21 protein-coding genes are annotated in these 20,149 nt (G+C 67.9%); 10 read left to right on the top strand and 11 right to left on the bottom strand.

Going from position 1 to position 20,149, the window contains the following annotated elements:
- Positions 1–12 precede the first annotated feature (12 nt).
- Together ODE13_RS03905 and ODE13_RS03900 are read right to left on the bottom strand one after the other, a co-directional pair.
- Entirely contained in the window at positions 13–786 is a 774-nt protein-coding gene (locus ODE13_RS03905) for a creatininase family protein (protein WP_322478052.1), read from the bottom strand.
- Positions 773–1,459, bottom strand: coding sequence for a FadR/GntR family transcriptional regulator (locus tag ODE13_RS03900; protein WP_322478051.1), 687 nt, complete (start codon positions 1,457–1,459; stop codon positions 773–775). The genes ODE13_RS03905 and ODE13_RS03900 overlap by 14 nt, the downstream gene beginning before the upstream one ends.
- 269 nt (positions 1,460–1,728) lie before the next feature.
- Between ODE13_RS03900 and ODE13_RS03895 the strand changes: the two genes are divergently transcribed.
- The 9 genes from ODE13_RS03895 (at position 1,729) to ODE13_RS03855 (ending at position 11,131) form a co-directional block, all read left to right on the top strand.
- Positions 1,729–2,703: a tripartite tricarboxylate transporter substrate binding protein gene (locus tag ODE13_RS03895; RefSeq protein WP_322478050.1), complete on the top strand. Its 975-nt coding sequence runs from the start codon at positions 1,729–1,731 to the stop codon at positions 2,701–2,703.
- Positions 2,704–2,752: 49 nt separating this feature from the next.
- On the top strand, positions 2,753–3,247 hold the full coding sequence (locus ODE13_RS03890; protein ID WP_179540735.1) for a tripartite tricarboxylate transporter TctB family protein: 495 nt from the start codon (positions 2,753–2,755) through the stop codon (positions 3,245–3,247).
- Positions 3,248–3,260: 13 nt separating this feature from the next.
- Positions 3,261–4,799 (top strand): tripartite tricarboxylate transporter permease, encoded by a 1,539-nt coding sequence (locus ODE13_RS03885; RefSeq protein ID WP_322478049.1) that lies wholly within the window; start codon positions 3,261–3,263, stop codon positions 4,797–4,799.
- The gene (locus ODE13_RS03880) at positions 4,796–5,764 is read left to right on the top strand and encodes a poly(3-hydroxybutyrate) depolymerase (protein WP_322478048.1); all 969 of its coding nucleotides are present in this window, start codon (positions 4,796–4,798) and stop codon (positions 5,762–5,764) included. The genes ODE13_RS03885 and ODE13_RS03880 overlap by 4 nt, the downstream gene beginning before the upstream one ends.
- Before the next feature lie 63 nt (positions 5,765–5,827).
- A complete protein-coding gene (locus ODE13_RS03875; RefSeq protein WP_322478047.1) occupies positions 5,828–7,102 on the top strand; it encodes an amidohydrolase in 1,275 nt (424 codons plus the stop codon).
- A gap of 226 nt (positions 7,103–7,328) precedes the next feature.
- The gene (locus ODE13_RS03870) at positions 7,329–8,522 is read left to right on the top strand and encodes an iron ABC transporter permease (RefSeq protein WP_322478046.1); all 1,194 of its coding nucleotides are present in this window, start codon (positions 7,329–7,331) and stop codon (positions 8,520–8,522) included.
- A gap of 27 nt (positions 8,523–8,549) precedes the next feature.
- Complete coding sequence (locus tag ODE13_RS03865) at positions 8,550–9,581, top strand: ABC transporter substrate-binding protein (RefSeq protein ID WP_322478045.1); 1,032 nt, start codon at positions 8,550–8,552, stop codon at positions 9,579–9,581.
- The gene (locus ODE13_RS03860) at positions 9,568–10,389 is read left to right on the top strand and encodes an ABC transporter ATP-binding protein (protein ID WP_179540740.1); all 822 of its coding nucleotides are present in this window, start codon (positions 9,568–9,570) and stop codon (positions 10,387–10,389) included. The genes ODE13_RS03865 and ODE13_RS03860 overlap by 14 nt, the downstream gene beginning before the upstream one ends.
- Before the next feature lie 13 nt (positions 10,390–10,402).
- On the top strand, positions 10,403–11,131 hold the full coding sequence (locus ODE13_RS03855; protein ID WP_179540741.1) for a class I SAM-dependent methyltransferase: 729 nt from the start codon (positions 10,403–10,405) through the stop codon (positions 11,129–11,131).
- Positions 11,132–11,151: 20 nt separating this feature from the next.
- Here the strand turns inward: ODE13_RS03855 and ODE13_RS03850 are convergent, their stop codons facing one another.
- Genes ODE13_RS03850 through urtA form a run of 9 tightly spaced genes read right to left on the bottom strand, consistent with a single transcriptional unit; the run spans position 11,152 to position 19,532 of the window.
- The gene (locus ODE13_RS03850; RefSeq protein WP_179540742.1) at positions 11,152–11,622 is read right to left on the bottom strand and encodes a Fur family transcriptional regulator; all 471 of its coding nucleotides are present in this window, start codon (positions 11,620–11,622) and stop codon (positions 11,152–11,154) included.
- A complete protein-coding gene (locus ODE13_RS03845) occupies positions 11,619–12,227 on the bottom strand; it encodes a helix-turn-helix domain-containing protein (RefSeq protein ID WP_322478044.1) in 609 nt (202 codons plus the stop codon). Before ODE13_RS03845 ends, ODE13_RS03850 begins: the two co-directional genes overlap by 4 nt.
- Complete coding sequence (locus tag ODE13_RS03840) at positions 12,224–12,811, bottom strand: TetR/AcrR family transcriptional regulator (RefSeq protein WP_322478043.1); 588 nt, start codon at positions 12,809–12,811, stop codon at positions 12,224–12,226. Before ODE13_RS03840 ends, ODE13_RS03845 begins: the two co-directional genes overlap by 4 nt.
- Before the next feature lie 11 nt (positions 12,812–12,822).
- Positions 12,823–14,550 carry a hypothetical protein gene (locus ODE13_RS03835; protein ID WP_322478042.1) on the bottom strand — a complete coding sequence of 576 codons (1,728 nt, stop codon included), beginning with the start codon at positions 14,548–14,550 and terminating at the stop codon, positions 12,823–12,825.
- Between the two features lie 18 nt (positions 14,551–14,568).
- Positions 14,569–15,267, bottom strand: coding sequence for an ATP-binding cassette domain-containing protein (locus tag ODE13_RS03830; RefSeq protein WP_322478041.1), 699 nt, complete (start codon positions 15,265–15,267; stop codon positions 14,569–14,571).
- Positions 15,260–16,015, bottom strand: a complete 756-nt coding sequence (gene urtD / locus ODE13_RS03825; RefSeq protein WP_179540745.1) for an urea ABC transporter ATP-binding protein UrtD — start codon at positions 16,013–16,015, stop codon at positions 15,260–15,262. The genes ODE13_RS03830 and urtD overlap by 8 nt, the downstream gene beginning before the upstream one ends.
- Positions 16,015–17,268: an urea ABC transporter permease subunit UrtC gene (gene urtC, locus ODE13_RS03820; protein WP_322478040.1), complete on the bottom strand. Its 1,254-nt coding sequence runs from the start codon at positions 17,266–17,268 to the stop codon at positions 16,015–16,017. The genes urtD and urtC overlap by 1 nt, the downstream gene beginning before the upstream one ends.
- Positions 17,265–18,149, bottom strand: a complete 885-nt coding sequence (gene urtB, locus ODE13_RS03815; RefSeq protein ID WP_179540747.1) for an urea ABC transporter permease subunit UrtB — start codon at positions 18,147–18,149, stop codon at positions 17,265–17,267. Before urtB ends, urtC begins: the two co-directional genes overlap by 4 nt.
- A 39-nt stretch (positions 18,150–18,188) precedes the next feature.
- Positions 18,189–19,532: an urea ABC transporter substrate-binding protein gene (gene urtA / locus ODE13_RS03810; protein ID WP_322478039.1), complete on the bottom strand. Its 1,344-nt coding sequence runs from the start codon at positions 19,530–19,532 to the stop codon at positions 18,189–18,191.
- 314 nt (positions 19,533–19,846) lie between these two features.
- Here urtA and ODE13_RS03805 point away from each other — a divergent pair, with 314 nt between their 5' ends.
- A complete protein-coding gene (locus ODE13_RS03805; protein ID WP_322478354.1) occupies positions 19,847–20,149 on the top strand; it encodes an urease subunit gamma in 303 nt (100 codons plus the stop codon).

Here is a 20,149-nt window from a genome sequence, read left to right as displayed (position 1 = left end):
ACGACAGGAGCGCTACAGCGAGAGCATCGCCTCAGCGTACTCGGTCAACCGCGTGACGATCTCTTCCAGGATGACCTCCCCCTGCTCTGCGGTCACCGTTGTCGGATCCCCCAACACCCCGTTGTCGGCGTAGTGCTCGAACCGCACAGAGATCGAAGGAGGCTTGATTCTGCTCAGGCGGGCCTTGGCATTGAGCTCCTGCAACGTCCGCACCCCTGCTGTGAGAGAGGAACGGTCCACCGCAGAGGGGGCGATGGCCAGCACCTGTGCAGTCTCCGACTCACCGGAGTGCCCGGAGACCTCCGCCGTGGGCAGCTTCGCTGAGGCTTCAGGAGCCAGAGTTCCGACAAGAGTCCAGGCGAAGTGGAGGTCAGGGTGGGTAGCCAGGAGATCCTGCTCGACCACACCGAGGGAAGCCCCGTTTCCGCCATGCCCGGAGACCACGAGAATCCGCTCCCACCCGGCTTCACCGAGATTCCGGACGATCGAAGAGACCACGTCGATGAAGAGGCGCGCCGACAGGCTCACGGTGCCGGGGAAGCTTGCGTGGTGGGGCGAGACCCCGTAGGGAAGACCCGGAAGCACATGCGCTCTGCCTGCCAGCCTCTCCGCCACTGCTTCAGCGACATATTCTGCCCGAAGAGTGTCAGTGGAGAGGGGAAGCCCATCTCCGTGCTGCTCCAGGGCGCCCACGGGGAGGATGAGCAGCGCCCCCCTCCGCTGTGCCGCCTCGGGACTGGTGAGTTCACCGAATCGGGTGATCCGCGTGCGGTCAGGCGTCTGCATGGGGGTTATCATCGTTCTCCTCAGCGCCGAGAGCGGCGTTCTTCAGGTTGATCAGGTGCCTCTTCGTCCTGTGCTCCGCCTCAAACGGGTCGCCCCTGCGGACGGCGTCGACGATCTCGCAGTGTTCTCGGTGATCCTGAACACGGTCATAGCGGACCCGCGAGGTCTGATGTGCCCGTCTGTAGAGGGACAGCAGAGCCTCGAGGAGCTCACAGAGCGCCCGGTTCCCACTCGCCCGAGCCAATTCAACATGGAAATGCCCGACGGGAACCTCGGTCTCGTGCTCCAGGGCATGGTCGGTGCCGCGCGTCAGACGGTTCAGGGCATCGTCGTCGCGGACCTGCGCGGCAAGGGCCGCGATTCCGGGCTCGATGGCGATGCGGGCGTCGAAGAGCTCCCCGATCGAGTCCCGGTCGGCGGGATCGTAGTAGGGGTTGTCCAGGATGCGACGGTGGATCGACGCGCCGACGTAGGTTCCGGAGCCGTGACGCAGCTCCACCAGATCGGTGGCTTCCAGCCGACGCAGCGCCTCTCGAACACTGGGCACGGTGACGCCGAAGCGGCTGGCGAGCTCGCGGGCCGGCGGAAGGGCCTGGCCGGGAACGAGACCATTGGTGCGGATAGTGCTCAGAATCTCGTGGCTGAGAGTCTCGATGAGTCGCTCGGTCTTCAACGCTCCTCCTTCTGTACAGGCTAGAGTCATTTGATCACTAGCCCGAGTCCACGTCAAGAACCTGGCGTAATGACGGTCTTGAGCACTCAGTCGGCACGATAAGTCATCAGATCTGTAATTGTCTTGGTTGCGACGTGCATCACATTACTCTACGATGAGCGTCGTCAGAGATGCCGGCTCGGCCTCTATCCTCAAGAGAAACCCAGGATTCACGAGGGACCGGCACTCATGGACTTCCCGCACTGTCCACTGAGCTAAGGATTGATCTAATGAGTAAGACGCTCCGTCTTGGTGCCGCAACCATCGCGGTCTCCGCACTGGGACTCACAGCCTGTGGCGACGACGGCGACTACCCCTCCGAAGACATCACCTTCGTCGTGCCCTTCGGCACCGGCGGAGCGAATGACCAGATCGCCAGGGCCTTCGCCCAGGAACTCGAGTCGGAACTCGGCGTCAACGTCAACGTGGAGAATCGCGAGGGCGGAGGAGCCACCATTGGCACTTCCCACGTCATCAGTTCAGATCCGGACGGCTACACCATAGGCCTGGCCCCAGGTGCAGCACTGGCGCAGCAGCCGTTGACCAATGACGATCTGCCGTACAGCTCGCCCGAGGATTATCACGTGGTCGGCAAGATCGCCGAGATGCCAGGCATCGTCGCGGTGCCCGGCGACTCGGAATTCGACGATCTGGAGGAGTTCATGAGCTACGCCAAGGACAATCCGGGAGAGCTCCAGGCTTCCCAGGCGGGCAACGGGACGACCCAGGACCTCCTGATCCGGGAGCTCGGCCGTCTGGCCGATGCTGAGATCCAATCGATCCCCCTCGCCGGCGGAGGCCAGGAGGCAACCTTGGCGGCCGTCTCCGGACGCGTCGATGCGACGTTCGGCTTCGCACCCGCGATCAAGGGCTTCGTCGAGTCCGATGACCTGAAGGTCATCGGCGTGGTCAGCGATGAGCAGTACGAGGCGTTCCCCGAGGCCCAGCTCTCGACGGACATCGGATACGACACCCCCTTGCGTGCGGTGTACTACATCGTCCTGCCCCTGGAGACGCCCGAGGACGTCCGCGAACAGCTCGAGACGGCCACCGAATCCATCGTCGACAGCGAGGCGATGGCCCAGTTCTCGGAGGAGTCCGGGTTCGTCCTGGACCACCGGGACCACGACGCCGCGGTCGAGGAGATCACGGAGTACACGGAGCTCTACGAAGAGTTCAACGCCAACTTCGACATCGAAGACTAGGTGCGCTGTGCCATCTGTGCCTGACCTCGAGAACGCTGATGGAGCGTCCATGACCACTGCCCATGAAACCCAAGAAGCCCGCGAGGTCTCCGAAGGCGGCCTGCGGATCGCCGTCGGACTGCTCGGTCTGGCAGCGTTCTGCTACTACACCTGGGACGCCGGCAGCATGCCCGTCGGCCAGATGGCGATGCCCGGTCCCGGCTTCTTCCCGCTCCTCATCGGGGCGTTCGGAGTGCTCTCCTCGATCATCGTGATCGTGGATGCGCTGTTCAAGCTGCGCCAGGAGACGACCGTGCTCATCCCGAGCGGTGGAACCGCCCGACGGCTCGGCGGCCTCATCTTGCTGCTGACGCTCTTCGTGCTGGCGATCGACGTGATCGGCACCTACCTGGGCTCCATTCTGTTCTGCTCTCTGAGCATCAAGCTTCTGAGCTCGCACGCCTGGTGGCGATGCGTCGTCTACGGCACCACCATGGCGGTGGTCTGTGTGTTTCTCTTCGACACCCTGCTCAACGTCTCGCTGCCCGGTTTCGGCCTCTGGTGATGGGGGATCCACGATGAATGCGTTTGAAGGTTTCCTCTACGGACTGGAGATAGCAGTCTCACCCGAGCTGTTGGTCGCCGCCTTTCTGGGGGCGTTCGCCGGCACACTCATCGGTGTGCTGCCGGGAATCGGCCCGGTGGCGGGCGCAGCGGTGGTCCTGCCGATCACCTTCATGTACGACCCCCTGGTCGGGATGGTGCTGATCTCCGCGATCTATCTGGCGTCCCAGTTCGGCGGCTCCATCACCTCGGTACTGGTCAACATCCCCGGGGATGCTCAGTCGATCGTCGCCACCTTCGACGGCTACCCCCTCGCGCAGAAGGGCCGGGCCGGGGCCGCTGTGGGAATCATGGTCGGCGGTTCGTTCATCGCCGGCGTCCTGGGGATCCTGGTGGTGCTGCTGACGATCCCGATCATCACGCCCGTCGCCCTGAGCTTCGGACCCGCCGAATTCTTCGCCCTGACGGCGGGAGGACTGATCGCGCTGTCTCGCATCTCAGGCGGAAGCATCGCCTCGGGTCTCTTCCCGATGGCGGTCGGCGTGGCGCTGGCGACAGTCGGCACTGACGCGATCCACAGCTACAACCGGTACACCTTCGGCGTCATTGAGCTTGCCACCGGCATCTCTCTCGCCATGCTGGCCGTGGGCCTGTACGGCATCTCCGAGATCCTCTACATGGTGGAGAACAGGAAGCTCAGCACGAAGGGCCTGAGCAGGATCCGGGTGCGCGACCTGACGCCCACCAGAGCGGAGGTCAGGGAGGCGAGCATGCCGTGGCTGCGCGGTTCCCTGGTCGGCTACGGCTTCGGGATTCTCCCCGGACCGTCGGCCACCCTCGCCACCTTCGGCTCCTACCGCGTCGAACAGGCGCTGGGCCGGGGCAAGGGCGGATTCGGCACAGGCAGAGTCGCCGGACTGGCGGGGCCCGAGGCGGCCAACAGCGGCGCGACGGTCGGCAGCATGGTTCCCGCCCTGCTGCTGGGCCTGCCATTCTCCGCGACCTTGGCGATGATGCTCGCCGCCATGCAGGTGCACGGGGTCGCGCCGGGGCCGCTGCTGATCGACAGGAACCCGGAGCTCTTCTGGTCGGTCATCGCTGCGCTGTTCGTCTGCAACATCATGCTGGTACTGATCAACGTTCCCCTCGTGGGCCTCTGGATCCGTGTGGTGCGCACACCGGTCTACCTGCTGGCCCCCTCGATCCTTCTCCTTGGTGCAATCGGCGTCTACAGCGTCAACACCAACCTGATCGATCTACGCCTGATGGTGCTCATCGGGGCGGCAGGGTACATCCTGCGGAAGGCGAACTTCAGCATCGCATCCATGCTCATAGGCCTCGTTCTGGGTTCCTTGGTGGAGCAGTACTTCCTCGAGGGAATGGCCATGGGCGCGGGCGACCCCGGGTACTTCCTCTCCACGCCGACGGCCATCGTGCTGTGGAGCCTCGTGCTGCTCGCCGTCGTGGCCCCCGTGCTCTCTCGGGCCGCCGCTCGAATCCGTGGGGGCCGCATCCACCACACTGAAACGGCCACGCCGAAAGGACGATCATGAACCGTGCATTCCTGAGGCGAGCATCTCTGAGCCTCCTCGGCTTCGCAGCGGCAGGGGGCATCCTCATGGCTTCGCCGGATGCCCCTTCCTCACAGGCGAGCGAGCAGTCACCGACGGACACGGCGAAGGGCGTCGAATGCACCGCGCCGGTGCCGCAGGCGGTCGGAAGCAGCGCGAAACACAGCATGGTCAGCGGAGCCCTGGAGCGCGAATACATCCTGACCCTTCCGGAGGACTATGCATCCCGATCCGACTGGCCGCTGATCGTGGCCTTTCACGGCCGGGGCAGCACCGGGGTTGAGGTGGAGGGCTACTCCCGGCTCTCCGACCTTCCCGCGGTGGTGGCCTACCCCTTCGGTGTGTTCCCCGACGATGCTGATCCGCGGCGTGCGTGGCAGGGCGCGCCCTACTCCGATCCCGAGGTCGATGATGTGGCGTTCGTCGAGGATCTCGTCGACCACCTCGACGCCGAGCTCTGCCTCGACGGCGAGCAGGTGTTCGCCACCGGAAAGTCCAACGGAGGAGGCCTGGCTCTCGCCCTGGCCTGCCTGATTCCGGACCGGATCACCGCCGCGGCCGCTGCGGCACCGGCGCTGTATCCGGAGACCCGGCAAGCATGCCTGGAGCCGTCAAGATCTCCCAGCATGATCATCCACGGCACGGACGACGTCACGATCCCCTACGGCGGCGACCCTGACCGGGACCTGCCCGACATCGAGGAGTGGGGTTTGGAATTGGCGCAGGCAAGTCGATGCCGCCCACATCCCGACAGAACGCACGTCGGGGACGACGTCGAGTACCTGAGCTGGTCCACTTGCGCGCGGGGCGGCGAGGTCACCGTGGTCTCCGTCCAGGGCGGAGGACATGTCTGGCCGGGGGCAGCCGCCTACTCCGGAGGCGGCTTCACCACCCGTACGCTCGACGGCAACGAGGCGGTGTGGGAGTTCTTCATGAAGTCGCGGTAGCCGACGGCGAACCGACCACCAGGGCGTCCGTGCCCCTCGGAACACCGACGAAGGAGACCATCGATGACGCGCATCGCCATGCGTGAGATCAGACGGCGTCTTCACGCCCACCCCGAACCAGGCTTCCTGGAGTTCCACACCGTCGGGGTCATCACCGAGCAGCTTGATCTGCTGGGCGTGGAGTACCACACCGGCACCGCGGCCATGGACCCCACCGCCATCATGGACGGCCCGTCGCCGGCCGAGCGCGAGGAATGGGGCCGGCGGGCGCTGGAACGCGGCATAGAACCTCGGCGGGTCGAGACGCTCACACAGGAGGGGACGGCGATCGTCGCGATCATCCGGGGCAGGAGGCCAGGCCCGGTCTGGGGCCTGCGCTGCGACATCGACGCGCTGCCCATCGCGGAAAGCCGCGAGCCGGATCACCTCCCGTGGCGTCAGGGATTCGCCTCCCGCACCCCGTATATGCATGCCTGCGGCCATGATGGGCATACGTCGATCGGCCTGGGTGTGCTCAGCCGCCTTCAGGACGAGGACTTCGCCGGCGAGCTCAGGATCTTCTTCCAACCCGCAGAAGAGGGCACCCGTGGTGCAGCCCCGATGCTCGCCGCCGGCGTCGCGGACGACGTCGAGCGGATGCTCGCCTTTCACCTGCGCGCCGATGTGCCATTGGGCACGGTCATCGGCGGCGTCGAGAACTACAAGGCGACCACCAAATGGCGGGCGATCTTCACGGGCGCCCCCGCACACGCATCCGGCGCCCCCGAGAAGGGCCGGAACGCGCTGCTGGCCGCGGCGCACGCGACGCTGGGCATCCACGGAATGCCACGATTCGCCACCACGGACACCCGTGTGAATGTCGGCACCTTCCACGCGGCAGGTGCCGCGAACATCATCCCGGCTGAGGCGACCATCACCTATGAGGTCCGCGCTGAAGACAATGACGCCGTGAACGATATGAGTCAGCGCGCGGACGCGGCCGTGGAGGGCGCGGCACGCATGCATGATGTGCAGGTCGAGACGACCCTCTCCGGACAGGCACCCACCACGACGCCGGACGAGGAGATGCTCAGCCTCATCGAAACGGCCTCCGCCGCAGTTCCAGCGATCACCGCGTTCAGTCGCCGGGCTCGACTCACATGCGGCAGCGACGACGCTCATCTGTTCATCCGTGCAGTGCAACGAAACGGCGGCATCGGCACCTACCTGGGGATAGGGGCCCAGAACACCGAGGCACCCCATCACAGTGCACATTTCGACTTCGACGAGGCCGCTCTGGACGTGACCGCCGATCTGCTGGCCGCGACGGTCCGCGAGGCGGTAGGCCCCAGGGGATAGGCGATGAACGGTTCCTCGAATCCGCCCCAGGAGAAACGCCCGACCTCTCCGATCGTCGCCACAGCGAGCCCCTGCGCGCCGCGGAGTGCGTGCCAGCGTACGAGGTGGACCTGAGACGTAACACGGATGACATGCGAACCTCCCTAGGCTTCATGCGACACAGTTGCATGACGGGACGACGACGGCGCCCCGGGTGCCCAAGACTTCCCCGAGGGACAGGACCCAGATGACCATCACCGGCGCAGGCCCTGCCGACCGGGTCCACCCTGGCCGAGTCCAACCTGCCCCCGACGACTGCGAGCACGGACGCACCGGCACAGACCCTTCCGACGCCGGGCTTCCTGTCCCGGGCCCCGCAGAGCCCGGCCCGGTGAGCCTCACGGCCGGTGCGCGTCGGTGTGCGGCCTGGTGGATCATCGGACTCTCGGCGGCGCTGCTGGGCTCCGTCGTCCTCTGTGTGGGCATCGGCCCCGCGCCGATCGCGCCGTCCACCGTGGCCGGGGCCATCGCCCACCAGCTCGGCCTGCCCGTGACACCCACATGGACGGACGCGGAGCAGGCCATCGTATGGACCATGCGCGCCCCGCGTGTGCTCCTGGGTGTCGCCGTCGGGGCGGGACTGGCCCTGTGCGGCGCCGCCCTGCAGGCCATGGTGCGCAATGTGCTCGCCGATCCCTACATCCTGGGCATCTCCGGAGGGGCCTCCACCGGGGCCGCCGGCGCCATCCTCTTCGGCCTTGGTGCGGGCGCCGGGCAGCACGCCCTGCCACTGAGCGCCTTCCTGGGAGCTCTGGGCGCCTCCCTGCTGGTGTTCGTGATCGCCCGCGCGAACGGGCAGGTGACCTCCCTGCGGCTGCTCCTCGCCGGCGTCGCCGTCGGCTATGCGCTCTCGGCCACCACCAGCTTCCTGATCTTCGCCTCCGACGACGTCGAGGGTTCCCGCACCGTCATGTTCTGGCTGCTGGGCTCTCTCTCCCTGGCGCGTTGGGACCCGTTCCTGCTGCTGGTGCTGGTCCTGGTGGCGGGCAGCGCCGGGCTGCTGATGCTCTGGTCCCGCCGTCTCGACGTCCTCGCCCACGGTGATGAGACCGCCCGGAGCCTGGGGGTCCGTCCCAACCACGCCCGTATCCAGGTCCTGACAGTGGTCTCCCTGAGCACCGGCGCGATGGTGGCCGCGGCGGGGGCGATCGGCTTCGTGGGGCTGGTGGTGCCGCATCTGGGACGGCGCCTGGTGGGCGCCGCCCACGCCCGGCTGCTGCCCGTGGTCGCACTCCTCGGTGCGGTCCTGCTGATCTGGGCCGACGCCCTGTCCCGGGTCCTCATGCAGCCCCGGGAGCTGCCCATCGGCATCGTCACCGCCCTGGTGGGCGCCCCGTTCCTGCTCCTGCTGATCCGCCGAATGCACTCACAGAACTCCTGACCGGACCCGACCACCCGAAGGACCATCATGAGCTCCCTCCTCGACCGGCCCGCCGGCACCGTCCACAGCGGGGCCGTACGCGCCGGCACCTTCGCCCTGGCCGCGCTGGTCCTCAGCGCATGCGCCGGCGGGGCGCAGGCACAGGATCCATCGGTGCGGAACTCCGAAGTGCAGGACACCGCGGTGACGGTGACCAGCTGCGGCCACCAGGTGACCCTCGAAGCCGCCCCGGAACGCGTCATCCTGCTGGAGACCGCCCCGGTGACCATTCTGGACGGCCTCGGGGTGATGGACCGCGTCGTCGCCCGCGCCGGAGACTTCCCCGCGGAGTATTACTCGCCGGAGCTGGCAGAGCAGATCCAGGACATCCCTTCGCTCTCGGAGGACCTGGACGCCTCCGGGCACCTCATGCTCTCCCAGGAGGAGGTCGTCGCCCAGGAGCCGGATCTCGCCCTGGGTCTTCCCGACGGCGTCACCCGTCAGGGTCTGGGCGATGCGGGGATCGCCGTCCTGGAGCAGGACCTCTACTGCCCGGAGCCGGACCAGGATGCGGACTTCGAGGTACTGTGGGCCGAGATCGACCGGCTCGGCACGGTGTTCCGCACCGAGGATGAGTCGGCCGCGATGGTCGATGAGCTGCAGGCTCGGATCACCACCGTAGAGACCAGCGACGCCGCCCAGCGCGAGTCGCGCACCGCGGCGGTCCTGTACCCCTCGGTCGGCGGTGGGCCCGTCTACGCCTACGGGACCGGCTCCATGGCCCAGCCCCAGCTGGAGGCAGTCGGCCTGGAGAACGTCTTCGACGACGTCACCGACCGGGTCTTCGAGGTCCAGACGGAGGAGCTCGTGGACCGGGACCCGGAGGTGCTGATCCTGCTGCACCAGGGTGAGCCCGACGGCGTCTCAGAGGCAGTCATCTCGCTGCCCGGAGCCGGCGCGATGCGGGCGGTCGAGCAGGACCAGCTCATCGTCCAGCGGTTCAACTTCACGGAACCGGCATCCCCGCTGACCGTGGAAGGCCTGGAGCGGATCGGCCAGGAGCTGCATGACCAGGACTGAGACGGCCCCGGTGCTGCATGCCGACGGGCTGGACTGCGCCGTCAGGCACGGTGCCCGCAGCCGGCTGGTGCTCCACGACGTCGACCTCACGGTCGCCGCTGGTGAAGTCGTGGGGCTCATCGGCCCCAACGGCAGCGGGAAGACCACGCTGCTGCGCACACTCAGCGGGGCGCTCTCGCCGCGCCGTGGGCAGGTGCTGCTGCACGGCCGTCCTCTGGGACGGCTCACCGCGCGTCAGGTCGCCCAGAAGATCGCACTGGTGGTCCAGGAGCCGCCGAGCGAGCTCATGCTCAGCGTGGCAGAGACGGTGCTGTTGGGCCGCACCCCGCATCTGGGCATGTTCCAGAGGCGGTCCTGCCGCGATGAGTCGATCGCCGAGCGCGCGCTGACGGCGATGGGCGTCCGCCACCTGGCCCAGCGGGAGACCAGCCGGCTCTCCGGTGGCGAGCGCCAGCGGGTCCTCATCGCCCGAGCACTGGCCCAGGAGGCCACCTGCCTGCTGCTCGACGAGCCGACCAACCATCTCGACATCGGATTCCAGCATCAGGTGCTCCAGCTGCTGCGCGGGCTCGACACCACCACCGTGGTGGTGCTGCATGATCTCAACCTCGCGGCCCGCTACTGCGATCGGCTCCTCCTGCTCCACGACGGACACGTGCGCGCATCCGGGCCGCCGGCGGAGGTGCTCGGCCCCGACCTGCTGGGTGACGTCTACACGGTCGGAGTCGACCCGGTCACTTCTCCGGACGGCACGAACCAGCTGCTGTTCCGTGCCGGCACAGCGCCCGATGAGCCCCGCCGACCATGAAGGAGCACCACAGATGAACGTCCAGGACACCCTCGACGACTACTGGTCCCGGTGGGCCGCCGACTATGAGGCCCACCAGCAGCAGCGGCTCCGCGACCACGGGGAGGTCCAGGCCTGGGAGCGGGTCTGGCGCCCGGTGCTGCCACAGGCTCCGGCAGACGTCCTCGACGTGGGCACCGGCACCGGCCACGCGGCGCTGATCATCGCCGGACTCGGCCACCGGGTCACCGGCATCGACCTGGCAGAAGGCATGCTGGCCGAGGCCCGCCGCAAGGTCCACGCCACCTCGGGTCCCCGGTTCTTGCGCGGAGACGCGGCCGATCCGCCTGTCCCACCTGGTTTCTTCGACGCGATCACCGCGCGGTATCTGCTGTGGACCCTGCGTCACCCCGACGAGGCGCTGCGTCGCTGGCATCGGCTCCTGCGCCCTGGCGGAGTCCTGGTGGCGGTGGACGCGCTGTGGTTCCCTCAGGGCCTCACCAGCCATGATGCCCACGACGGCGACGCGCCCCGATCCGGCCGGAGCGCGCACTTCCGCCGCGTCTACGGCTCCGCCCGCCAGGACCTGCCACTGGCGGAGGCAGCCGATATCTCCGTCTTCGCCGCACGCATCGAACAGGCCGGATTCTCCGAGGTCAGCGTCGACGAGCTCCCGGAGATCATGGAAAGGGACCGGCGCCACGGCGTCGCGCCCGGCCACGAGGTCCAGCGGCAGCACCGCATCCGGGCCGTCCGCCGCTGAACCTGCTCAGTCGACTCGGCTCAGTCAACTCGACATCCGGCGCAGCGCCCCAGCAGCGTGGATCGGTCCAGGTCGAGACGAAACCCGGCGCTGCGCTCCAGCGCGGCGGCGAGCTCCTCGGCGTCCTGGCGGGGCAGAGCCTGAACAGCGTCGCAGCTGTCGCAGTGCCCGTGCAGATGTGAGGTGGAGGCGAGGTGATAGGCCGCCGCCCCTCCTGGCAGCCGCCGGACCGCGACCAGCCCCAGCGCGGAGAAGAGCTCCAGGGTCCGGTACACGGTGGTGCGGTGCACTCCGCTGGCCGCGAGCTGGACGGCCAGCTCGTCAGCGCTGAGATGCTCGTGACCTCCCGCCAACACCTGAAGCACCGCCCGCCGCGCCTCCGTGTGGCGCTCACCGGACTGACGCAGCCGGGCCAGCGCCTCCTCGATGCGACGCTGCCCGCCGCCTCCGTGCAGCGCATGGTGAGAGGAGGTGGCACCTATCCCGCTCATCGGGGCACCTTCCGTCCGCGCAGCGGGTCGAGGAGGATCTCAGCCGACCAGGCCGCCGCGTCGGCGACGTCGCGGGTCTCCGGCCCGACCTGCCGGTGAAGCGACACCCAGGTGCCGGCCGAGTCCAGATGGCACAGCCCGGCCACCAGGTCACGACGTTCTTGGGGGGCCAGATCCGGGATCTCCCGGGAGAGCAGACGCTCCAGTCCGGCCCGCCCCGGGGCAGGGTCGATACCGTCGGCGCCCCGTATCTCAGCCTCTGCTACCACATGGGCCAGCTCGCGGCGTCGGGCGTAGGACTCCATGGACTCCCGCACCAGCAGCGGGAAGTCGAAGATCGACTCGCAGCCGGGGCGGGGGAAAGCCACTCGCTGGAACCACGCAGCCGCCGAGACCAAGAGCTCGGCGCGGGTTCCATAGTGGCGGAAGACCGTCCGCTCGCCGATTCCTGCTCGGCGTGCGATCAGCTTGAACGAGACGTCATCGGTCCCGAGTTCTTCGACGAGCTCGGCGAAGGCCTGGAGGATCCTGGCCTGGCTGGGCGTGAGACCCGGATCCTCGTCGGCCTCCCGGGCCGTCATCGAGGTCTCCTCCTCGGCGCTCACGGGGCCGCCTCCGCGGCCCGGTGCGACGCGAAGGCCGTCTCCGGGAAGCTGGCCCTGAGCTGCTCCGCAATGCGCCGGAAGGCCGCTGACGTGCCCTCGACGTCCATGTCCAGCCCTGTGCGGCAGCGCGCCCAGAACTGCGCCGAGGCGACGTTCACCAGCCCGGCGCAGAGCCGCCCGGCGTCGCGCCTGGCGAGCCCTGGAGCGGCTGTGCTCACCAGGGCGCGCACCGCCTCGGCGAAGAAGCTCGAGTGGTCAGGCCCCACGGGCGAGATCGCCTCGGCCCGCGCCATCAGGTGGGCGTAGGAAGGTGCACGGTCGAAATCGGAGAAGCGTGTCTCCACCACATGCAGGAAGCTCTCCCAGTCGGTGAACGTCGGAGGCGGGAGGACCTGGTCCTCCAGCCAGCGCGCCAGCGCAGAGAGCAAGTGGGGGCGGGTCGGGAAGTGCCGATAAACCGTCCGCTCGGACACACCGACCGACTCCCCCAGGGAGCGGTAGGCGATGTCGTCGAACGGCATCTCGCGCAACAGGGTCGCGGCGCTGGTGAGGATCGCCTCCGGCGTCGCCAGGTGTTCGCCCATGCTGTTCACCCTCATGTCTTCGACGGGCTCCGCGACGGGGCCACGGGCCCACCGTCCATGTCCTCGAGTCCGAGCGGCCACGGCGGGCCGGCCGTGCGGAGCTGACCCTCCGGCGGGAGCACGTACCGGTCCGAACCATCCAGGGTGAGCGCCAGCGAGGAGATGTGCTGGGTCTCGCCGAACGGCCCTGGCTCCGCGGAGGCCAGCATATCCGGCCGCTCGAACGTATAACCAGTGACGTGGCATCTCAACCGCACCGCGGAGGGACTGCCCTGCTCATCGACCATCGGCAGGGTGATCCCGTCCCAGCTGCGCCGCAGATACCACCGGCCACGGGTCAGCACCGCGGTCAGCGGGGTCACGACCGCGGCGACCACGATCGCGACCCCGACGGCGAAGGGCCGCAGGACCTCGCCGAACACGCCGGCGAAGGTCAGCAGCGAGAGCACCGTGGCGACGCCGACGGAGACCAGTCCCACCGGGTTCCAGTCATGGAGCATCCCTCTCCGATGCTCCGGCCTCAGCGGAGAGATCCGCAGCAGGCACTTGTTGACTGCGATGTCCACCGCCACGGTGACCAGCCAGGCCATCACCACATTGGCGTAGAGGCTCAGCACGAAGTACATCAGTGCGAACACGTCCAGCATCATCAGCGCGCACGCCACCGAGAGGTTCAGGACCACGAAGACGGTGCGGCCCGGATAGCGACGAGTCAGCCGGGTGCAGGCGTTCAGACAGGCCAAGGATCCTGAATAGCCGTTGGTGACGTTGATCTTCACCTGGGCCACCACGATCAGCGCCAGAGCCAGGGTGACCGCCAGCCAGTCCGGCATCAGCTCCTGGTAGATCCCCAGGAACTGGACGACCGGTTCAGCGGCTCGGTCCCCCAGGGTGGGATCTACTCGGGCCAGCACATAGACGGCGAGGAAGACTCCCAGCACCTGCTTGGCACCGCTGAAGATCACCCAGCCCGGGCCGGCCAGCAGCAGGGCCGCCCACCAGCGTCGACGGTTGCCTGCCGAGCGCGGGGGCATGAACCGGATGTAGTCCAGCTGTTCCGCCAGCTGCGGGGTCAGTGCGAAGCAGACTGCGGCGCAGGCCACCACGGCACCGACGTCGATCGCTCCACCATGGGCTCCATCGAAGGTCAGAAAGGCCGCCACGATCTCCCCGTCGACGAGCACCACCCAGACCAGGGGCAGGAGCGCCAGGACCAGCCACAGGGGCGTCGTCCAGAACTGCAGGCGTTCCAGGGCGCGCATCCCCAGGACCACGATCGGGATGACCACCACGGTGGAGACCAGGTATCCCACCGGAAGCGGAAGTCCGATGCCCACATGGAGCGCCTGAGCCATGATCGCTCCCTCGAGGGCGAAGAAGATGCAGGTGAACCCGGCGAAGATCAGCGTGGTGATGACCGAGCCCTGGTAGCCGAAGCCGGAGCCTCGGGCGATGAGGTCGATGTCCAGGTTGTAGCGGGCGGCGTAGATGCTGATCGGCAGCCCCACCAGGAAGATCGTCACCGAGGCCAGCAGGATCCCGAGCACCGCGTTCGCCGTGCCATGTTCGAGACCAATGCTCGCCCCGATGGAGAAGTCCGCCAGGAACGCGATGGAGCCCAGCGCCGTCCCTCCCACCGCCAAGGTGCTCCACCGGCGGAAGCTGCGCGGCACGTACCTGAAGGCGTAGTCCTCCAGGCTGTCCTCTGCGGCGCGGCGCGCCCGGTCCCCCTCCGTCACGTGGTCAGCGCCTCCGGCTCAGATCGCCATCGCATCGCGCACGTCGCGCTGGGCCTCGGCGCCGCCGGCGCCTGCACGGGTCACCCGGCCGGCGGCCAGCACCGCATAGCGCTCTGCCGCATGCAGGGCGAAGTCAATGTGCTGGACCGCGAGCAGCACGCTGAGCCCCTCATCCCGAGAGAGCCCGATGATCGTCTGTTCGATCTCCGCGACGACCGAGGGCTGGATCCCCTCCGTGGGCTCGTCCAGGATCAGCAGCTTCGGCTCGGTGATCAGCGCTCGGGCGATGGCCAGCTGCTGGCGCTGACCCCCGGAGAGCAGCCCCGCCCGGCGGTCGATGACCTCGGTCAGCGCAGGGAATCTCCCCAGCGCGTCGTCCACCAGCTGCGCACGCCGCGGACCGCGCCGCCGGTCCGCCACGACCTGGAGGTTCTCCCGCGTGGTGAGCTGCTCGAAGGACTGCTGCCCCTGGGGCACATAGGCCATGCCACGGCGCACGCGGGCACTGGGAGACAGCGCCGTCACGTCCTCCCCCTCGAAGAGCACCCTCCCCCGGGACGGTCTGATCAGACCGATCGCGGCGCGGAGCATCGTGGTTTTGCCGGCACCGTTGTGCCCCAGGATCGCGGCGATGCCGTGCGGGGACCCGTGCATGCTCACGGAATGCAGGACCCGGGTGCTGTCATAGCCGGCGTCGAGGTGCTGGAGCTCAAGCATGGGCCAGCTCCTCCTCCGGCATCGCGGCCGTCCCCAGGTAGACCTGCTGAACCCGAGGATCCTCCTGGACCTCGGCGACGGAGCCCTGGGCGAGGACCGTCCCCTGGTGGAGCACGGTCACCTGCGAGGCGAAGCTGCGCATGAACTCCATGTCATGCTCCACCACCAGCACAGCACGCCCCTCCTTGACCCGGTGGAGGAGCTCGCCGGTGGCCGCCCGCTCGTCATGGCTCATGCCCGCGACGGGCTCGTCGAGCATGAGCGCCTGCGCGTCCTGGACGATCAGCATCCCGATCTCCAGCCACTGCTTCTGACCATGGGAGAGCGTCCCGGCCCGGCTGTCCTGCAGATCACCGAGCCCGGTCTGCTCCAGGGCCTCCTCCACTCGCCCCCCGAGATGCCGGCGAGCGCCGAGCAGAGAGAACCAGCGGCGGTGGATGCCCGCGGCGATGTCCAGGTTCTGCGCCACGGTGAGCTGTTCGAAGACGCTCGCCGTCTGGAAGGTCCGGCCGATCCCCAGCTTCGCGATGGACTGCACCGGCCGGCCCAGCAGCTCCGTCTCACCCATGCGCACCGACCCGGACCCCGACACCAGCCCGGTGATGGCGTCCACGCAGGTGGTCTTGCCGGCACCATTGGGTCCGATGAGGAAGTGCACCTCGCCGTCGACGGCGTCGAAGGAGGCGCCTCCGACGGCGGTGAAAGCTCCGAACCGGACCTCCAGGTCTCGGATGTTCAGCGACGTCATCACTGCTCTCCCTTCTGCTCGGAACCGAGGGCCGCCGCGACCGGCGGTCCGGCGGGGGAATCCCCTCGTGCTGTCTCGGGGCCGTCGGCGGGGCCGCCTCCGGCCCCGTCGTCGTGAAGGTCGCCGCTGCCGCCGTCGTCGTCAGCCTGACGACGGCGCCGACGGACCTGGGTGACACGCAGTACGGAGGCGACCCCGCCCGGCAGCAGCGCGATGACCACGATCAGCAGGAGCCCCTGGAAGTAACTCCAGGCCGAGGGGAAGCTCTCGGCCAGCGAGGACTCCACCCAGGCCACGGCCAGGGCACCGATCACAGGGCCGAACAGGGTGGCCCGGCCTCCGATGGCCACCCCGATCACGAAGGCGATCGACGGCACGACTCCGATCTCCGCGGGCGAGATGATGCCCACCAGCGGGACGAACAGTGCCCCGCCGATGCTCGCCATCACCGCGGCGACGACGAAGGCGGTCGTCTTGATCAGGGCGGGGTCATAGCCGAGGAACCGGACCCGCTCCTCCGCATCACGGGTCGCCACGAGCAGCTCGCCGAATCGGCTGCGCATCAGCCAGTAAGCGATCACCACCATGAGGATCAGCACTCCGGCCGCCAGCAGGTAGAGGGTCCTCCGGTTCACCGGGTCATAGAGGGAGAACCCCAGGAAGGACTGGAATCCGGAGAGCCCGTTCGACCCGTTGAGGGTTCCCTGCTGCCCGACCAGCAGCACGGCGAAGGCGAACACGAGCGCCTGGTTCAAGATGGCGAAGTAGGCACCCTTGACGCGCCGCGTGAAAACGGACCAGCCGAGCACGAACGCGACCACCGCGGGCAGCAGCAGGACCGCCCCGAGCGTGAACAGCTCGCTGCGGAACGGCTCCCACCACCAGGGCAGCTCCGTGCCGAAGGTGGACATGAACCCCGGCGCCTGCTCGCCCTGGAGCTGCGCGTCGGCCAGCTGCATGTGCATGGCCATCGCATAGGCGCCGAGGCCGAAGAAGACTCCCTGCCCGAGGGTCAGCATGCCGCCGCGCCCCCAGGCCAGGCCGATCCCGACGGCGACGATCGCATAGCAGATGAAGCGCCCGAGCTGGTTCAGCCGGAAGTCGGTCAGCAGCATCGGGGCGAGGACCATCAGACCCAATGCCAGCAGGCCGATCCCCAAGAACGCCCGCGAGGGCCTGGGAAGATCAGGGCCCGCGCCGACACGACGGATCCGAGCCAGGGTCCCGCGCTCCGCGGGGGTGATGGTCGTCATGCGAGGCTCCTTGTCCGCACGGAGAACAGGCCCTGGGGCCTGATCTGGAGGAAGGCCACCACAATCACCAGCACGAGGAACTTCGCGATGCTCGCCGTGGTGCTGAACTCGATGAAGGCCTGGAGGATTCCGAGGCTGAACGCCGCGATGACGGCGCCCTTGATCTTCCCGATACCCCCGGCCACGACCACCAGGAAGGCGTCGACGATGTAGCTCATGCCCAGCGTCGGGCTGGTGGAGCCGATGAGGGTGATCGTCACGCCGGCCACGCCTGCCAGCCCGGAGCCGATGAAGAAGGTGAGCCGATCCGTGCTGCGGGTGGAGATCCCTGAGGTCTCGGCCAGGCTCCTGTTGAGGACTACCGCACGGATCCGTCGTCCCAGGCTGGTCCAGGTCATCATCGCGGAGAGCCCTGCCACGACGGCGATGACCAGCCCGAGGATGAAGATGCGGCTGACCGGCACCGCCGTGCCCAGCAGCTCCACGCTGCCCTGCAGCCAGGACGGGGTGCGTACGTCGACGGCGGGCGCTCCGAAGAGGTCCCGGGCCAGCTGCTGGAGGATGATGCCGACGCCGAAGGTGGCCAGCAGGGTGTCGAGCGGCCGATGGTACATGTGCCGGATGAGGACCTGCTCCAGCAGCACACCCAGCAGTCCGCCGACCAGGAAGGCGAGCGGCAGCGCCACGATCAGCGAGATCCCGGCGTGCCCGAAGATCCCCTGCAGCACGAACGCGGTGTAGGCGCCGACCATGATGAATTCGCCGTGGGCCATGTTGATGACGCCCATCTGGCCGAAGGTCAGAGCCAGGCCGACCGCCGCGAGCAGCAGGATCGACCCGACGCTCACCCCGGCGACGAGCTGGGAGAGGATCATGTCCATGTCGAGGGGCTCCTCATCATCGATCGCGGGGCGGGCTGGTCAGTCCTCATCAGAGCCTTCATCAGAGTCCTCGTCAGCCCCGTCCTCGTCAGCCTCGTCCGCCTCCTGGGCGTACTCCTCGGCCTCTTCCTCGTCAGCCCAGGAGTACGTCTCGAGGAAGGGATCGGGATCGGTGAGCTCACCCTCCCAGATGGTGTCGATCAGGCCGTCGGCGGTGATGCGGCCGATGCGCGGCGTCTTGGTGACGTGCTGGTTCTCGCCGTCGATCGTCACGGTCCCCTCCGGAGCGGCGAAGGAGGTGCCGTCGGCGGCGTCACGGACTGCGTCGACGTCGAAGGACTCCGCCTCCTCGACCATGGCGGCCCAGAGGTGGAGGCTGTTGTATGCCGACTGCATGACGTCCGAGGTCACGCGGCCCTCCCCGTACTTCTCCTGGAAGGCCGCCACGAAGTCCTCGTTCTGCTGATTCTCGAGGGTCTGGTAGTAGTTCCAGGAGGTGAGCTGCCCCTCGATGTTCGAGGCGCCGATGCCCTCGATCTCCTCCTCCGCGATCGAGACGGAGAGCACCGGCGTCGTCTCGGCGTCGAGGCCCAGCGAGTTGTACTGGCGGAAGAACGCGACGTTGGAATCGCCGTTGAGCGTGTTGAACACGGCATCGGCACCGGAGGAGGCCAGCTGATTGGCGATCGTGGTGAAGTCGGTGGAGCCCAGCGGGGTGTAGTCCTCTCCGAGGATCTCGACACCGTTCTCTTCCGCCCACTGGCGGATGATCATGTTCGCGGCCCGCGGGAAGACATAGTCGGAACCGACCAGGTACAGCGACTCCGCGCCCTCCTCCTCCAGGAGGTAGTCGAGGGCAGGGACGATCTGCTGGTTGGTGGTCGCCCCGGTGTAGATGATGTTCTCGGAGGCTTCGAGCCCTTCGTACTGAGTCGGGTAGAACAGCAGCGCGTCGTGCCCTTCGAACACCGGCAGCATCGCCTTGCGCGAGGCGGAGGTCCACCCGCCGAAGACGGCGGCCGTGCATTCCTGCACGATCAGACGCTCCGACCGCTCGGCGAAGGTGGCCGGCTCAGAGGCTCCGTCCTCCTCGACGATCTCAAGCTGCTTGCCCAGCACGCCGCCGGCGTCGTTGATCTCCTCCGCCGCCAGGTGCAGGACGTCGTTGACCGTGGCCTCACTGATCGCCATGGTTCCGGACAGTGAGTTGATGAATCCGATCTTGATCGAATCGCCGTCGACGTCAACGCAGGACTCTGTGCCGCCGCCGACGGCTTCCTCCCCGGCTCGAGCGCCGCATGCGGTGAGCAGCAGGGCCCCGGCCGCGATGAGGGCGGAGCAGGTCCGCAGGCTCCGGGTACGACGCTGGTGGAGTTCGCCCATGGGGTTCGTCTTCTCCTCAGTCAGATGAGTGTGAGTGGCCGCGCTAGGTCGCGGTGGAACCAGCCTGAGCGCATGGCATTACTCTGACGTTGCTCTCATATTTCTTCTCTGTAAAACATCCCCTCCCCTGGGCCCCAGATGATCGGGGGCTTCTCTGCCGGAATTGCGGGGAAAATGACCGATCTGAGGCGTTCCAGAGAAGAGCACTGGACCGACGGAAGAGAAGGACGGACCGCGGACAGGACACATTGGTGTGGCAGAATTCTGACGCAGGGGAAGACCTCTTCCCCGCAGGACTGATGAGAGGGACGACCGTGCACTTCACCCCTGCCGACCAGGAGAAGCTGCTGCTCGCCGCCGCCGCGATGGTCGCGCGTGATCGCCTGGGCCGGGGCGTCCGACTGAACCACCCGGAGACCGTCGCGCTGCTGTCCTCCTGGGTGATCGAGGGAGCCCGCGACGGGCGGACCGTGGCGGACCTCATGGAGGAGGGACGTCACGTGCTGACCCGCAACCAGGTCATGGACGGCGTCCCGGAGGTCCTCACCGATGTCCAGGTCGAGGCCACCTTCCCCGACGGACGCAAACTGGTGACCCTCCACCACCCGATCGACTGA

It is taken from the genome of Nesterenkonia sp. HG001, assembly GCF_034438835.1.
GTDB lineage: Bacteria > Actinomycetota > Actinomycetes > Actinomycetales > Micrococcaceae > Nesterenkonia > Nesterenkonia xinjiangensis.
Note: the sequence above shows the minus strand (reverse complement) of the source record. Positions and strands in the feature narration are given on the sequence as shown.

Excerpts from the sequence above, each read along its gene's own strand:
- ODE13_RS03850 (WP_179540742.1), bottom strand. The coding sequence starts at position 11,622 with ATGAGCGGGATAGGTGCCACCTCCTCTCACCATGCGCTGCACGGAGGC.
- ODE13_RS03855 (WP_179540741.1), top strand. The coding sequence starts at position 10,403 with ATGAACGTCCAGGACACCCTCGACGACTACTGGTCCCGGTGGGCCGCC.
- ODE13_RS03890 (WP_179540735.1), top strand. The coding sequence starts at position 2,753 with ATGACCACTGCCCATGAAACCCAAGAAGCCCGCGAGGTCTCCGAAGGC.
- ODE13_RS03865 (WP_322478045.1), top strand. The coding sequence starts at position 8,550 with ATGAGCTCCCTCCTCGACCGGCCCGCCGGCACCGTCCACAGCGGGGCC.
- ODE13_RS03875 (WP_322478047.1), top strand. The coding sequence starts at position 5,828 with ATGACGCGCATCGCCATGCGTGAGATCAGACGGCGTCTTCACGCCCAC.
- ODE13_RS03860 (WP_179540740.1), top strand. The coding sequence starts at position 9,568 with ATGACCAGGACTGAGACGGCCCCGGTGCTGCATGCCGACGGGCTGGAC.
- urtA (WP_322478039.1), bottom strand. The coding sequence starts at position 19,532 with ATGGGCGAACTCCACCAGCGTCGTACCCGGAGCCTGCGGACCTGCTCC.
- urtB (WP_179540747.1), bottom strand. The coding sequence starts at position 18,149 with ATGGACATGATCCTCTCCCAGCTCGTCGCCGGGGTGAGCGTCGGGTCG.
- ODE13_RS03880 (WP_322478048.1), top strand. The coding sequence starts at position 4,796 with ATGAACCGTGCATTCCTGAGGCGAGCATCTCTGAGCCTCCTCGGCTTC.
- ODE13_RS03895 (WP_322478050.1), top strand. The coding sequence starts at position 1,729 with ATGAGTAAGACGCTCCGTCTTGGTGCCGCAACCATCGCGGTCTCCGCA.
- urtD (WP_179540745.1), bottom strand. The coding sequence starts at position 16,015 with ATGACGTCGCTGAACATCCGAGACCTGGAGGTCCGGTTCGGAGCTTTC.
- ODE13_RS03830 (WP_322478041.1), bottom strand. The coding sequence starts at position 15,267 with ATGCTTGAGCTCCAGCACCTCGACGCCGGCTATGACAGCACCCGGGTC.
- ODE13_RS03840 (WP_322478043.1), bottom strand. The coding sequence starts at position 12,811 with ATGGGCGAACACCTGGCGACGCCGGAGGCGATCCTCACCAGCGCCGCG.
- ODE13_RS03905 (WP_322478052.1), bottom strand. The coding sequence starts at position 786 with ATGCAGACGCCTGACCGCACGCGGATCACCCGATTCGGTGAACTCACC.
- ODE13_RS03885 (WP_322478049.1), top strand. The coding sequence starts at position 3,261 with ATGAATGCGTTTGAAGGTTTCCTCTACGGACTGGAGATAGCAGTCTCA.
- ODE13_RS03870 (WP_322478046.1), top strand. The coding sequence starts at position 7,329 with ATGACCATCACCGGCGCAGGCCCTGCCGACCGGGTCCACCCTGGCCGA.
- urtC (WP_322478040.1), bottom strand. The coding sequence starts at position 17,268 with ATGACGACCATCACCCCCGCGGAGCGCGGGACCCTGGCTCGGATCCGT.